Source organism: Rhodococcus sp. IEGM1339 (genome assembly GCF_050321925.1).
GTDB classification, from domain to species: Bacteria; Actinomycetota; Actinomycetes; order Mycobacteriales; family Mycobacteriaceae; genus Rhodococcus; species Rhodococcus pyridinivorans.
This window is the reverse complement of sequence record NZ_JBNQFT010000002.1, coordinates 99322-112641: the sequence shown is the minus strand read 5'-3', so window position 1 is coordinate 112641 and position 13320 is coordinate 99322. Positions and strand designations below refer to the sequence as shown.

Annotated in this window: 14 protein-coding genes; 6 read left to right on the top strand and 8 right to left on the bottom strand. The window is 68.0% G+C overall.

Features of this window, described 5'->3' with window-relative positions:
• Nucleotides 1–13 precede the first annotated feature (13 nt).
• Nucleotides 14–1663, top strand: a complete 1650-nt coding sequence (locus ACQR3U_RS03255; protein WP_230809690.1) for a (2,3-dihydroxybenzoyl)adenylate synthase — start codon at nt 14–16, stop codon at nt 1661–1663.
• Here the strand turns inward: ACQR3U_RS03255 and ACQR3U_RS03250 are convergent.
• Nucleotides 1614–3512 carry an ABC transporter ATP-binding protein gene (locus ACQR3U_RS03250; protein WP_230809689.1) on the bottom strand — a complete coding sequence of 633 codons (1899 nt, stop codon included), beginning with the start codon at nt 3510–3512 and terminating at the stop codon, nt 1614–1616. The genes ACQR3U_RS03255 and ACQR3U_RS03250 overlap by 50 nt on opposite strands.
• Before the next feature lie 89 nt (nt 3513–3601).
• On the opposite strand from ACQR3U_RS03250, the gene ACQR3U_RS03245 reads away from it, so the two are divergent.
• Nucleotides 3602–4030 (top strand): MarR family winged helix-turn-helix transcriptional regulator, encoded by a 429-nt coding sequence (locus ACQR3U_RS03245; protein WP_230809688.1) that lies wholly within the window; start codon nt 3602–3604, stop codon nt 4028–4030.
• An 82-nt stretch (nt 4031–4112) separates the two neighbouring features.
• Nucleotides 4113–4832: a 2OG-Fe(II) oxygenase gene (locus ACQR3U_RS03240; protein WP_230809687.1), complete on the top strand. Its 720-nt coding sequence runs from the start codon at nt 4113–4115 to the stop codon at nt 4830–4832.
• A 36-nt stretch (nt 4833–4868) separates the two neighbouring features.
• Here ACQR3U_RS03240 and ACQR3U_RS03235 read toward each other — a convergent pair whose 3' ends face one another.
• Complete coding sequence (locus ACQR3U_RS03235; RefSeq protein ID WP_230809686.1) at nt 4869–5840, bottom strand: phosphotriesterase family protein; 972 nt, start codon at nt 5838–5840, stop codon at nt 4869–4871.
• 44 nt (nt 5841–5884) lie between these two features.
• Entirely contained in the window at nt 5885–6715 is an 831-nt protein-coding gene (locus tag ACQR3U_RS03230) for an SDR family oxidoreductase (RefSeq protein ID WP_006551851.1), read from the bottom strand.
• 120 nt (nt 6716–6835) lie between these two features.
• Here ACQR3U_RS03230 and ACQR3U_RS03225 point away from each other — a divergent pair, with 120 nt between their 5' ends.
• From ACQR3U_RS03225 to ACQR3U_RS03215, 3 genes are all read left to right on the top strand, one after another.
• On the top strand, nt 6836–7498 hold the full coding sequence (locus tag ACQR3U_RS03225) for an alpha-ketoglutarate-dependent dioxygenase AlkB family protein (protein ID WP_230809685.1): 663 nt from the start codon (nt 6836–6838) through the stop codon (nt 7496–7498).
• A 149-nt stretch (nt 7499–7647) separates the two neighbouring features.
• Entirely contained in the window at nt 7648–8397 is a 750-nt protein-coding gene (locus tag ACQR3U_RS03220; protein WP_052227314.1) for a cutinase family protein, read from the top strand.
• Nucleotides 8398–8455: 58 nt separating this feature from the next.
• Nucleotides 8456–8935 carry a MarR family winged helix-turn-helix transcriptional regulator gene (locus ACQR3U_RS03215; RefSeq protein ID WP_006551854.1) on the top strand — a complete coding sequence of 160 codons (480 nt, stop codon included), beginning with the start codon at nt 8456–8458 and terminating at the stop codon, nt 8933–8935.
• A 56-nt stretch (nt 8936–8991) separates the two neighbouring features.
• Here the strand turns inward: ACQR3U_RS03215 and ACQR3U_RS03210 are convergent, their stop codons facing one another.
• The 5 genes from ACQR3U_RS03210 to ACQR3U_RS03190 all read right to left on the bottom strand — a co-directional run bounded on the left by ACQR3U_RS03210 (nt 8992) and on the right by ACQR3U_RS03190 (nt 13317).
• Nucleotides 8992–9213, bottom strand: coding sequence for a type II toxin-antitoxin system RelE family toxin (locus tag ACQR3U_RS03210; protein ID WP_372477525.1), 222 nt, complete (start codon nt 9211–9213; stop codon nt 8992–8994).
• Between the two features lie 53 nt (nt 9214–9266).
• Nucleotides 9267–9557 (bottom strand): type II toxin-antitoxin system Phd/YefM family antitoxin, encoded by a 291-nt coding sequence (locus ACQR3U_RS03205; RefSeq protein ID WP_006551856.1) that lies wholly within the window; start codon nt 9555–9557, stop codon nt 9267–9269.
• Nucleotides 9558–9795: 238 nt separating this feature from the next.
• Complete coding sequence (locus ACQR3U_RS03200; RefSeq protein WP_230809683.1) at nt 9796–10614, bottom strand: family 1 encapsulin nanocompartment shell protein; 819 nt, start codon at nt 10612–10614, stop codon at nt 9796–9798.
• On the bottom strand, nt 10611–11639 hold the full coding sequence (locus ACQR3U_RS03195) for a Dyp-type peroxidase (RefSeq protein ID WP_230809682.1): 1029 nt from the start codon (nt 11637–11639) through the stop codon (nt 10611–10613). The genes ACQR3U_RS03200 and ACQR3U_RS03195 overlap by 4 nt, the downstream gene beginning before the upstream one ends.
• A gap of 76 nt (nt 11640–11715) precedes the next feature.
• Nucleotides 11716–13317 (bottom strand): L-lactate permease, encoded by a 1602-nt coding sequence (locus ACQR3U_RS03190; RefSeq protein ID WP_024102976.1) that lies wholly within the window; start codon nt 13315–13317, stop codon nt 11716–11718.
• Nucleotides 13318–13320: the final 3 nt, after the last annotated feature.

The following is a 13320-nucleotide window of genomic DNA, read 5'->3' as shown; positions in this document are numbered from 1 at the left end:
AAGGAAACGTTCCGTGACAACCGGTTTCGAGCGCACGCCGCTCGCCGACACCGCCCGCTACCCCGAGGAGTTCGCCGAGCGGTATCGCGCAGCCGGTTACTGGACGAACGAGACCTTCGGCGAATTCCTCCCGGCCCGCGCCGCCCGGTTCGCCGGTCGCATCGCCGTCGTCGGACACGACGCGACGGGCACCTGGCGGCGCATCACCTACCGCGAACTCGACGACGCCTCGGCCCGCGTCGCCGCCGGTCTCGCCGACCTCGGGGTCCGGAAGGGCGACCGAGTAGTCCTGCAGTTGCCGAACATCGTCGAGTACACCGAAGTGCTCTTCGCGGTCTTCCGCCTCGGTGCGCTCCCCGTCTTCTCCCTGCCCGCGCACCGCGCGTCGGAGATCGGCTACTTCTGCCGGTTCAGCGACGCCGCAGCGTACGTGATCGCCGCCGAACACGGCGGATTCGACTACCGCGTGCTCGCCCGGCAGGTCGCCTCCGAGATGGAGAATCCGCCGGTGGTCGTGGTCGCCGGTGAGGCCGAGGAATTCACTGCGCTCGGGTCGTTGCGCGACCGCGAAGCGGCGCCGATCACGGAGAACGACGCCGGAAACGTTGCCTTCCTGCAGCTGTCGGGTGGCACGACCGGAACGTCGAAGCTCATCCCCCGCACCCACGCCGATTACCTGTACTCCGTGCGCGAATCCGCGGTGATCTGCGGAGTGGACGAGAACACCCGCATGCTGGTCGCGCTGCCGGCGGCGCACAACTTCCCGATGAGCTCGCCGGGCATCCTCGGTGTGCTGCACGCCGGCGGCACCGTCGTCCTCGCTCCGGATCCGAGCCCCGACACCGCGTTCGCCCTCATCGAGAGCGAGGGCGTGACGATGGCGTCGCTCGTCCCGCCCCTCGCGCAGGCGTGGCTGTCGGCGCGGGCCCGCACCGAACGCGACCTGTCGTCGCTCGAGGTGCTGCAGGTCGGTGGTGCGAAGTTCCCGGCCGAGGCCGCCAAACGCGTTCGCCCCGAACTCGGCTGCACGCTGCAGCAGGTCTTCGGTATGGCGGAGGGTCTCGTCAACTACACCCGGCTCGACGACGACGAGGACACCATCGTCACCACCCAGGGCCGGCCGATCAGCCCCGACGACGAGATCCGCGTCGTCGACGACACGGACGAGCCCGTCGCCGCGGGCACCACCGGCCACCTGCTCACCCGCGGCCCGTACACGATCCAGGGCTACTACAATGCGCCGGAACACAATTCGATGGCATTCACCCCGGACGGCTTCTACCGCACCGGCGACATCGTCCGGCTCACCGAGCACGGCTACATCGTCGTCGAGGGACGCGCGAAGGACCAGATCAATCGCGGTGGCGAGAAGATCGCGGCCGAGGAGGTCGAGAATCATCTGATCGCGCACCCGGCCGTGCTCGACGCGGCGGTGGTGTCGATGCCCGACAAGTATCTCGGCGAGCGCACCTGCGCCTTCGTCGTCACCGAGGGGGAAGCGCCGAAGGCCCTCGCGCTCAAGAAGTTCCTGAGGGAGCGAGGGCTGGCCGACTACAAGATCCCCGACAAGGTGCAGTTCGTCGGCGCCTTCCCGGTCACGGGAGTGGGCAAGATCAGCCGGAACGAACTGCGGCGCGCCCTCGCGGCCACTCTGGAGGACTGATCTCGCTCCGCGACGACGGGATGACTTCACCCCGTTCGGCTCGAGCGGCGAGGATTGCGTAGCGGCCACCGCGGGCGACGAGGTCGTCGTGCGTTCCGCGTTCGACGATGTGGCCCCGGTCGAGGACCACGATCTCGTCGGCGTTCCGCACGGTCGAGAGCCGGTGCGCGATGGTGATGGTCGTGCGTCCGCTGCGCGCGGCGTCGAGGGCCTGCTGCACGGCGTGCTCGGTGTCGTTGTCGAGGGCGCTGGTCGCCTCGTCGAGCACGAGGACACGCGGGTCGCGCAGGAGCGTGCGGGCGATCGCCAGTCGCTGTTTCTCACCACCCGAGAAGCGGTATCCGCGGGCGCCGACGACGGTGTCGTAGCCGTCCGGCAGCGAGACGATCAGGTCGTGGATGTGTGCGGCGCGGGCCGCGGCCTCGATCTCGTCGTCGGTCGCGTCCGGCTTCGCGTAGCGCAGGTTCTCCCGGACGGTCGCGTGGAGGAGGTAGGTCTCCTGCGACACCACGCCGACCAGTCCGGCGAGATCGGCGAGCCTCATGTCGCGCAGGTCGACACCGTCGATGCTCACGCGTCCCTCGACCGGGTCGTACAGTCGTGCAACGAGCGAGCCGAGCGTGGTCTTGCCCGAGCCGGTCTCGCCGACGAGCGCGACCTGCGCCCCCGCCGGGACGTCGAGATCGATGCCGTCGAGGGCGTTGCGGTGCGCTCCTTCGTAGCGGAAGCTCACGTTCTCGAACCGCACCCGGCCGGCGACGGTCGCAGGGTCGACGGGCACCGGATCACGCGGGTCGTCGACGTCGACCGGAAGGTCGAGGTATTCGAAGATGCGGCTGAACAGGGCCAGCGAACTGGTGACGGAGACACCGACGTCGAGCAGGCTCATCAGCGGCCGGAACAGCGCGCCCTGCAAGCCGGTGAAGGCCACCAGGGTGCCGATCGTCATGCCGCCCGAGGTGGCCGGCAGACCGGCGACGAGATAGAGGACGGCGGGGATCGCCGCGAAGACGATGTTCATCGTGGCCATGCGCCAGCGGCCGGACAACTGCGCGTGCACCTCGAGATCGGCGAGTTCCTCCGACGTGCGGGCGAACTTGTCGGACAGGGCCGGGCCGGTGCCCAGCGTCTTGACGAGCAGCACGCCGCTGACCGACAGCCCTTCGTCGATCTGCGACTGCATGTCGGCGAGGCGCCGTTGCTGACGGGCGGTGACGGCGCGGCGCATGAGCGCGACCCGGCGCGTGAGCCAGATGGCCGGCGGGAGCACGATCAGGGAGAGCAGAGCCAGTCGCCAGCTGAGGACCGCCATGGCGATCGCCGTGCCGACGACGGTGGTGACGTTGGACGCCAGTGAGGTCGCGGTGTTGGTGACCACGGACTGCATGCCACCGATGTCGTTGGTCAGCCGCGACTGGATCTCACCGCCGCGGGTGCGGGTGAAGAAATTCAGCGACTGTCGCTGCAGGTGGGAGAAGACCCGGGTACGCAGACCGTGCATGACGTTCTGGCCGACGGTCGTGGAGATCCAGGTCTGGACGACGGACAGGAGCGAGCTCGCGACGGTGACGGCCAGCATGCCGCCGACGGCCCACAACAGCAGGCTCACGTTCTGGTGCGGGATGGCATCGTCGATGACGGCGCGGACGAGGAAGGGCGTCGCGAGGGAGATCACCGACGAGGCGATGATGAGCGCGACGACGAGGGTGATCTTCCACCGATAGGGCGCGAAGAGGTCGCCGATACGGCGCAGGCTCACCGGGGCCTCGCGGAGCTGCTCGAGATCCTTCTTGTCGATCCTGCCGCGGCTGCCCGGCTTGCCGCCGAGAGTGGGTGGGGGCTGCATCATGTGCGCCACCTCGATTCGTGGTTCGTGACTCGTACTTGTTGAGGTTGCCTCATTGAGGGTTAACCGTCAAGTGAGGTAATGTGACCACCATGCCGGATTCACCCGTCGCACTGCGCGATCTCCTCCTCACCACCACGCGTACGCTGCGCCGACGCTGGCACGACCTCCTCCAGCCGTGGGGATTGTCACCCCACGAGTACCGGGCGCTCGACGTCATCGGACGCGCCGACGACCCCATCCGCCTCGGCGCCGTGGCCAAGGAACTGCGCATCGTCCCCCGCTCGGCCACCGAGGTCGTCGACCGCCTGGAGTCGCGGGGTCTCACCGAGCGACTCCCCGATCCCGCCGACCGACGCGCGGTCTGCGTGCGGCTGACCGACGAGGGCCGCAGGATCCGGGCCGAACTGGCCTCGGCCCGCGATGCCGACGCCGTCGAGATGTTCGACCGGCTCGACGCCGAGGAACGCGCACGACTGTCCGATCTGCTGCACAAACTCGTCGACGACCGGCCGCGCTGATCCTTTCCGGTTCCGGGTACTCACATTCCCGACGGCAGCGACGTCTTCCCTACGAGTGTCCGTGCCGATCGAGGAGAGCCCTGTGAAGACCATCGACAGTCTGCAGTCGCGCGTCGACGCACTGAACCTGCCCGAGCTGACGAGCGAGCTCGACGAGAACGGCTGCGCCCTCACCGGGCCGCTGTTGAGCGACGACGAATGCACCGAACTCGCGGCCCTGTGGGACGACGACGCCCGCTTCCGTACCACGGTCGACATGAGCCGCTACGGGTACGGGCACGGCACCTACAAGTACTTCGGCTCACCCGTCCCCGACGCCGTCGCACACCTGCGCTCGGCGTTCTACCGGCAGCTGCTCCCCGTCGCGCGCTCGTGGGCCGAACGCCTCGGCGATCCGGCACCCTGGCCCGACGACTTCGACGACTGGCTCGACATGTGCCACGCGGCCGGCCAGACCGACCCCACCCCGCTGATGCTGCGCTACACCACCGGCGACTGGAACGCCCTGCATCGCGATCTCTACGGCGACCTCGTGTTCCCACTGCAGGTCGCGATCGGGCTCGACCGGGCGGGCGTCGACTACACCGGCGGCGAGTTCCTGTTGGTCGAACAACGGCCCCGCGCGCAGTCGCGGGGCACCGTCACCGTGCTCGAGCAAGGCCACGCGCTGATCTTCACCACCCGCGACCGACCGATCCGGTCGGCGCGCGGATGGTCGCGGGCGCCGGTCCGGCACGGCGTGAGCACCGTCCGATCGGGCCTGCGTCGCACGCTCGGCCTGGTACTGCACGACGCCGCCTGAGCGTCCTCGGCGCTACCCGACGCGGCCTACGCCGCTTCAGCGTTCGAAGATCCGCCTCGGATTGTCCACGAGCATCGTGGTGATCTGCTCGTCGGTCACGCCCCGTTCGCGCAGGGCCGGCAGCACCTCGTCGCTGATGTGGTTGTAGTTCCAGTTGGGCACGGCGGTCTGCTTCACGTCGTGCGGGAACCAGTCGATGAAGCACGACGCATCGTGCGAGAGCACCATGCGCTCGGTGTAACCGGCCTCCACGAGCGCGACCACCGTGTCGACGCGCTGCTCGAACGGCAACAGCAGATCGAGGCCGAAGCGGTCCATCCCGAGAATCGAACCGGCGTCGGCAATGCGACGCAGGTAGTCCAGATCGGTCGAATCACCGCTGTGCCCGATCACCACCTTGGTGAGGTCGACACCTTCCTCCGCGAGCACCCGCTGCGCCACCTGCCCCGACCCGGTATGCGGATTGGTGTGCACCGTGATCGGCACACCTGTCTCGACGTGCGCCTGCCCCACCGCTCGCATCACGCGCTCGACGCCCGGCGTGAGTCCCAGAATCTCGATGGCGCACTTGAGCATTCCTGCACGCACCCCCGTGCCGGCGATGCCCTCGCGGATGTCTTTCACGAACAGTTCGGTGAGCGGCTCCGGTCCGTCCACCAGCAACCCCGGCCCGACGTTGTGGAACTGGAACGGCAGGTCGTTGTAGGTGTACAGGCCCGTCGCGACGACGATGGAGATGTCCACCCGTTCGGCGACGCGCTGGATACGCGGGATGTACCGGCCGAGACCGACCACCGTGGGATCGACGATCGTGTCGATGCCGCGCTCCGACAACGCCTTCAACTTCGCGACCGCGTCGTCGACGCGTTCGTCCTCGTCCCACGGGCTCGGGTAGTCGGGAAAGTTGGTGCGGATCTCCTCGCCGAGTACGAAGACGTGCTCGTGCATGAGGACTCTGCCCAGACGGCCCGTGTCGAGAGGACCGCGAACGGTGTCGACGGATGTCATGACCGGTGACGCTAGGACACCAACGTGGGCAGGGGCAATCGATTTCACGAATCGGTGGGAGTCGACTCCTCGAGGGCCTGACGGTAGCGACGCATGCCGCGCAGCCACCGGTCGTAGTCGGCGCCCTTGTTCCGGTACATCTCGAGGACCTCCGGGTGCGGAAGGATCAGGAAGTGCTCCTCCTCCATTGCCGCGAACACCGTCTCCGCGACGTCGACGGGTTCGAGCACCGCACCGGCGGTCGTGACGGCCCGGGTGGCGAGTTCACCGAGTGCGTGCCCGGATGCGTCCCCCGAGTACAGCAGAGGTGTGTTGACGCCCATCGGGCACAGGCAGCTCACCCTCACACCCTTGTCGCCGTAGGTCACCGACAGCCACTCGGCGAAACCGACGGCCGCGTGCTTGGTGACCGAGTAGGTGGCCGAGCCGATCTGTGTGAGCAGGCCGGCCGCCGACGCCGTGCTGACGAAATAGCCCTCGCCACGTTCGACCCATCGGGGTACCAGCAGTCGCGCCGCACGGATGTGTGCGCGCAGGTTGACGTCGAAGGACTGCTCCCAGACCGAGTCCTCGATCTCCAGGCCGGGCACACCGGTGACACCCGCGTTGGCGAAGTACAGGTCCACGGGACCGAACTCCGCTTCGGCGCGCTCGACGAGGCCGCGGATGTGTTCGTCGTCGGAGACGTCCGCCGCCACCGCGACGGCGCTCCCCGGCGTCTCCTCCTCGAGCGTCGCGACGACGCGCTGCGCCGCGTGTTCGTCGAGGTCGGCGACCACCACTCGTGCACCTCGCTCGACGAGGCCGGCAGCGATGGCGCCGCCGATTCCGCCGCCCCCGCCTGTCACGACGGCCACTCTGCCTTCGACCTTCATCGCTGATACCTCCCCGTCGAATCGCAGTGCCGTCCCGTGCGGCACAGTTGGTACTGAACCTGTCTACACGTATCACCGGCTGTAGGTACCGCTCACACGCACGGAGGTCGAGCACCCGGGATGGACGAATTGTTCTCCGTCTCCCGTCCGCGACGCGAGATCGCGCCGGGCGCCGTGCATGTGCCCGACTGGCTCGACCCGGGCGAACAGCGCGAGCTCGTCGAGCTGTGTCGTGATTGGGCGCGCCCGCCGGCGCCGATGCGGCACACCCTGCTTCCGGGTGGCGGACGGATGTCGGTGAGCACGGTGTGCCTCGGATGGCACTGGTCGCCGTACCGCTACACCCGCACCGCGGTCGATGTCGACGACGCTCTCGTTCCGCCGCTTCCCGACCGGCTCGTCGAACTCGGGCGGCGTGCCGTCGCCGATGCCTACGACGATCCGGCGGCCGGGGGCGGGTACGAGCCCGATACCGCTCTGATCAATTTCTACGACCGCGACGCGCGGATGGGGATGCATCAGGACAAGGACGAGCGGGTGAGCGCGCCGATCGTGTCGCTCAGTCTCGGGGATGCCTGCTTGTTCCGGTTCGGCAACACCGAGTCGCGCGGCCGGTCGTACACCGACGTGCGTCTCGAGTCCGGCGATCTGTTCGTCTTCGGCGGTCCGTCGCGGTTCGCCTATCACGGGGTGCCGGTCGTGTATCCGGACACCGGCAGTTCCCGCTGCGGACTCACCGCGGGGCGCCTCAACATCACCCTGCGGAGTACCGGACTTGCTTGATCGAACCGCTCGAAAATTCCGAACGTTCGGTCTGTGACTTTGTAACCAACTACACTTGGAGTAGCGTTTCGCCGGCGAGAAATACGTCAAATCGGACGATATTCTCGTGCGGTAGTCATCGGTGTCGGGGTCGATCACAGGAGACTGCCATGCCCGACTTCGCTTGTCGTCGTGTCCTGGCGATCATCGCAGGACTCGCCCTCGGCCTGACCGGACCCGTCGTCGCCGCCGCCACTGACGGCACCGCGCCCACCGCCGGCGCGGAGACCTTCCGTCCGTGCCCGGAGCGGTTCGTCATCGCGGTCGACGGAACCCGCAACATCGACACCCCGGATTCGATCGATCCCGATTCACCCCTCGCGAAGATCTCGGCGCGGTACGCGGCACCCGGCACGGTGGTCGAGCACATCCGCTATCCCGCCGTCGTGGTTCCGGTGCCGGAGTCCGGGTCGAGCGAGGGATCGGGGCGACTCGCGTACGACGAGTCCAAGAGGATCGGGCATCAGCGCCTGCGCGAGACGATCACCGTCCGGCACGGTTCGTGCCCCGACAGCGAGCTCGTCGTCCTCGGTTACTCGCAGGGCGCGTCGATCGCCGGCGACGTCCTCGCCGAGATCGCGGCCGACGGTTCGGTGCCGCCGGAGCGGATCAGCGGTGTGCTGTACTCCGACCCGCGTGACACCCGGGGAGTCGAAACGCTGTTCCCGGGCGAGGTCGTCCCGGGCATCACGCTCGGTGGCGGTCGCGACGACTTCGGCACGATCGCCGTCGAACGGATCTGCATCGAGGGCGACGCGGTCTGCGACGGCGTGACACCGGAGGAGAGCGAAGGGTGGTTGGGCGAGAACGTCACCGGCTACCTGAGGCTGCACACGACCTATCCCGACTACGACCCGTGAGGATCGTCGCACCCGGGAGAACCCGGGCCGGGATATACCGGTTCGGTATCGTCGGTTCATGAGCGTCGAGTCCCCGGCCACCCACCTCCCTGCTTCCGGTGATGATCCTCTCGCGCTGGAGCGGCAGGTGTGTTTCGCTCTCGCCGTGGCGAACCGCGCCGTGCTCGCGGTCTATCGACCGATCCTCGACAGGCTGGGACTGACCCACCCGCAGTACCTGGTGATGCTCGCCCTGTGGGAACGCTCGCCGCTGACGAGCAAGGAAGTGGGGCAGTTACTCCAGCTCGACTCGCCCACGCTGTCTCCCCTGCTCAAGCGACTCGAGGCGCTGGGCCTGATCACCCGCGCGCGCAGCGCGGCCGACGAACGGCAACTCGTCCTCGAGCTCACCGACGCCGGCCGGGCGCTGCGTGCCGAGGCCGAGTCGGTGCCGGGACAGGTCGTCGATGCCCTCGGTGTCGGGCTCGACGAACTCCAGGACCTGCACGCCGCGCTCGTGCGCGTCAACGCGGCGGCGTTGAAGGCCGGAGCACTCTGACAGCTCGGTAGCTGCCGCAACCCCGACGGCTCGCGGCAGCACTGTCCGACCGTCTTCTATCGATACGCATCGGCACGGTGCGAAATCGCGGTGACCTCGACCGTGCGGTTCGCATCATCGATCAGATACAGGACGCGATATTCACCTCGCCGGGCGCTGTACGCCGGCGCAAGAGGCGGATTCAACGGCTTCCCCACCCGCTTCGAATTCTCGAGAAGGGGTCCTGTGACGAACTCGTATACCGCAGTTGCTACCTTCTCCGGCAACGACCTCGCCATGGCGCGTGCAGCCGACCTCGCCATCACCAGCCGATACGGGTGGTCCGGAGTGCTCATTCCTCGGACGACCGAGCATCACGCATCAGCTGCGTCAATTCCTGTACATCGACGACGTCTCCCGACTCGACCTCCGTTCGGCCCTCGACGTGCGCCCGCAGCAGATCCGTATCCGACAACACCGCGATCGTCTCCTGCATCGCGTCGTAATCGTCGGCACCGAGAAGCACCGCGGCGCGGTGCCCGTTGCGGGTGATCTCGAATCGCTCGTGTGTGCGCTCGGCCTCATCGACCAGTCGTGACAATTGCGCCCGCGCGTCGGCAACAGGAAGAGTCGTCATGTACATAATTCTAGCGAATTACTATGAGAAGTCTCAGGTCATTCCGTTCGCGCCGGTTCCGACACCGGCTTTCGACGGGAAGCCACGAACGCCAGGACGAGGCCGAAGGCCGCCCAGCCCAGCACAGCACAGCACAGCACAGCACAGCAGGACGATCGCAGGTAAACCCGCGCCGGCGCCGTCGTGATCCGGCCGGACGGTCGGTGACCCGGGGCGCCGCACGCGCGGACGCCCCGGGACCGGCTCAATGCGGGAGTTCGAGCGTCGTCGGCACCAGCGGAACCGAGGCCTCGCCGGTGTAGACGAGGAAGGTGAACGACTCCTGGAAGTACAGGTTCACCGTCTCTGCGTCGTGCGAGAGGTAGCCGATCGACAGATCCTGGCCGACCTGCAGGTCGTAGTCGCCGCCTCTCGTGGTCAGCACGAACGCGCCGTCGATCGCCGGGGCCCAGATGAGGTCGCCGTCGATGAGGCGGCGCAGTTGTTCGCGGATCGGGTAGCCGTGATCGGACGTCTCGCTGACCTTGGTGTACTCGTCGGCGCCGAGCAGGATCGAGTACGGGCCACCCACACCCGCCAGTCGCAGCTGCGACAGCGCCTGGCTGATGATCTCCGGGAAGTCGCGGGGATCCTGGGGCAGCTGCAGGGACGGGTTCGACGACGACGCCCGGATGCCCTCGATACCCGCGGCCGCGTAGCCTTCGAAGATCGCGCGGTCCTCGGCGAAGGCGATCTGGCGGGCCGCTTCCTTGACGGGGTCGAGGTCGATGTCGCGGGAACCGCGCTCGACGCTGTCGATCTCCTCGCGCGACAGCGTGAACGGCACCCGCAGTTCGACGACCGGCGCGACGCGGTGCTGACGCGCCCGCACTCCGGCGGCCGGGGGTTCGATCTCGCGGGTGCGGCCGAGACCCACCGCCGCGAAGTCGGTGCCGTGCGGTCCGGAGAAGTCGACGACGGTGCGCCCGGCGACGTGTCGCTTGAAGGTGCGTGCGGCCTCCTCCTCGATCTCGGTCCATGCTGCCTCGGAAATCGGGGCGAGGTCGCGATACAGATTGTTCACAGGGTCGAACTCCTTCGCAGAGCGCCAACTCCGAGTGATCCGTCGGCAGGCCGGCCGGCGGTCGAGGCACTCGGATCTTCGTGGGAGGGAATTTCCGCCGGTGACGGCGGAAGATCTTCGAGGAACTCCAACGAGGGGCAGAAGAACAGCGATCCCGTCACCGCGGTGGAGAAGTCCAGGATGCGGTCGGTGTTGCCGGGCGGGCTGCCCAGGAACATGTTGCGCAGCATCTGCTCGGTCACCTCCGGGGTGGCCGAGTAACCGATGAAGTAGGTGCCGAACTCGTCGGCGCCGAAGCTGCCGAACGGCATGTTCGCGCGCACGATCTGCTGCTCGACCCCGTTCTCGTCGACGATCACGTTCAGTGCGACATGCGAATTCGCGGGTTTGGTCTCGTCGTCGAGCTCGATGTCGTCGAGCTTGGTCCGGCCGATCGCCCGCTCCTGCTCCTCGACGGTCAACGAGTTCCACGACGCGAGGTCGTGCAGGTATTTCTGGACGACGACGTAGCTACCGCCGGCGAAGTCCGGATCCTCGTCGGAGACCAGGGCCGCCTCGACGGCCTCGTCGTCCTCGGGGTTCTCGGTTCCGTCGACGAAGCCGAGCAGGTCGCGGCGTTCGAAATAGCGGAAGCCGTGCGTCTCGTCGACGACCCGAGCCGCACCGCGCAGCCTATCGTTGATCTTCGCGGCGAGTTCGAAGCACAGGTCCATCGTCGACGCGCGGAGGTGGAACAACAGGTCGCCGTGGGTCGAGGGGGCCTGGTGCCGACCGCCGTCGAGCGGGACGAACGGATGCAGTCCGGCGGGCCGGGGGCCGTCGAACAGCCGGTCCCACATATCCGAGCCGATGCCGGTGACGACCGACAGGCCGCCCTCCGGGATGCGGAAACCGACCGAGCGGCGCAGGCCCGAGAGATCTTCGAGCAGATCCCGCACGGTGTCCTCTGCGCCCTCGTCGACGGTGACGACGAGGAAGATCGCCGCTTCGGTGAGCGGGGTCAGTATCGGTTGTGCACGAACCACTCCGACAACGCTAGTGCACCCCGCACGAAACAGGCGTTCGCGACACGCCGACGTTCGTCACTGCACAACTGCAGCGTCAAGGCACCATCCAGCCCAGCACCGAGGTGGACTGCAGCCACACGAGGACGGCGAGCACCGCGAGACCGGCGATGCTCAGCGGCCAGATCCGGCGCATGAGCAGCCCGTCCTTGCCGGACAGTCCCTTCACCGACGACACCAGCGCGAGGTTCTGCAGTGCGATCGGGGTGCCGGTGGTGCCGCCGGCCATGTTCCCGGCGACCAGCACGGTCGGGTCGAGTCCCGACTGCTGGGCCGCGGCGACCTGCAGGCTGCCGAACATCGCGTTGGAGGCGGTGTTCGAGCCGGTGACCACGACGCCGAGCCAGCCGAGCACCGGCGACAACAGCGCGAACGCCACGCCCGCACCGGCGAGAAAACCGCCGATCGTGGCGGTCTGCCCGGACAGGTTCATCACGTACGCGAGGGCGAGGACCGCCGTCACCGTCGCGAACGACCACCGCAACTGCACGACCGCCGCGACGAAGCATCGCACCGCGTCGGCCACCGCGACCTTCAGCACCGGTATCGACAGCAGCGCGGCGACGAAGACGAGGCTGCCCGGGGCAGTGAGCAGATCGATGGTGAAGGTCTCCGCGGTGGGAACGTCCCCGTCGGCCGTAGTCACGTCCACACCCGGCCAGGGGAACGACAGGCTCGCGTTCGACAACAGCGACGCCACCGGACCGAACCGGCTGACGAGGAAGACGACCACGATCAGGGCGTAGGGGGCGAACGCCTCGACGACGCGTCGACGCGAGTCGTGGATCCGGTCGGATGCGGCCCGGCGGGCCTCCCGATGCATGGGGTGCACCTTCACCGCGACCAGCAGCACGAGCAGACCGGCCACGGCACCGGCGATGTTGCTCAGCCCCACGGTGAGATAGCTCGCGCACACGAACTGGGCGGCGCCGAAGGCAAGTCCGACGACGAGCGCGACCGGCCACGTCTCGCGAACTCCGCGCCATCCGCCGACCACCGCGACCAGCACGAGCGGAACGAACACCGCGAGCAGGCAGACCTGACGCGCGACGACCGGTCCGATCTCGTCGATCGGGATCTCCGAGACGCGCGACATCGTCAGGATCGGTGTGCCCATGACGCCGAGCGGGGTGACGACCGAGTTGGCGAGCAGCGACGCCGCGGCCGCACGCACCGGCGGCAGACCGGCACCGATGAGCACGACGGTCGCGACGACGATGGGGGTGCCGAAACCGGCGACCGCCTCGAGCAGCGCGCCGAACAGGAAGGCGATGACGATGGTGAGGATCCGCGGATCCGGGGATATTCGCCCGAAGGCGCGGGTGAGGACGTCGAAGTGCCCGGATTCGACGGTGAGCCGGTACACCCAGACGGCGTTGACCACCGTCCACATGATCGGGAAGAGACCGAAGACCGCACCTTCGACACCGGCACTGAGCGCGGACCCGACCGGCATGCCGTAGACGGCGGTGCCCACGATCAGGGCCACGACCACCGCGATTCCCGCGGCCGAATGCGACCGCAGTCGGAAGACGGCGAGCAGGACGAGCATGGTCAGCAGCGGGAGTACCGCCACCAGTGCCGACCACGCGAGCGACCCGCCGACCGGCGCGATCGGCTGAACGTATGCACCTGTCACTGC

Excerpts from the sequence above, each read along its gene's own strand:
- ACQR3U_RS03245 (WP_230809688.1), top strand. The coding sequence starts at position 3,602 with ATGCCGGATTCACCCGTCGCACTGCGCGATCTCCTCCTCACCACCACG.
- ACQR3U_RS03220 (WP_052227314.1), top strand. The coding sequence starts at position 7,648 with ATGCCCGACTTCGCTTGTCGTCGTGTCCTGGCGATCATCGCAGGACTC.
- ACQR3U_RS03210 (WP_372477525.1), bottom strand. The coding sequence starts at position 9,213 with ATGGCGAGGTCGTTGCCGGAGAAGGTAGCAACTGCGGTATACGAGTTC.
- ACQR3U_RS03225 (WP_230809685.1), top strand. The coding sequence starts at position 6,836 with ATGGACGAATTGTTCTCCGTCTCCCGTCCGCGACGCGAGATCGCGCCG.
- ACQR3U_RS03205 (WP_006551856.1), bottom strand. The coding sequence starts at position 9,557 with ATGTACATGACGACTCTTCCTGTTGCCGACGCGCGGGCGCAATTGTCA.
- ACQR3U_RS03235 (WP_230809686.1), bottom strand. The coding sequence starts at position 5,840 with ATGACATCCGTCGACACCGTTCGCGGTCCTCTCGACACGGGCCGTCTG.
- ACQR3U_RS03215 (WP_006551854.1), top strand. The coding sequence starts at position 8,456 with ATGAGCGTCGAGTCCCCGGCCACCCACCTCCCTGCTTCCGGTGATGAT.
- ACQR3U_RS03250 (WP_230809689.1), bottom strand. The coding sequence starts at position 3,512 with ATGATGCAGCCCCCACCCACTCTCGGCGGCAAGCCGGGCAGCCGCGGC.
- ACQR3U_RS03230 (WP_006551851.1), bottom strand. The coding sequence starts at position 6,715 with ATGAAGGTCGAAGGCAGAGTGGCCGTCGTGACAGGCGGGGGCGGCGGA.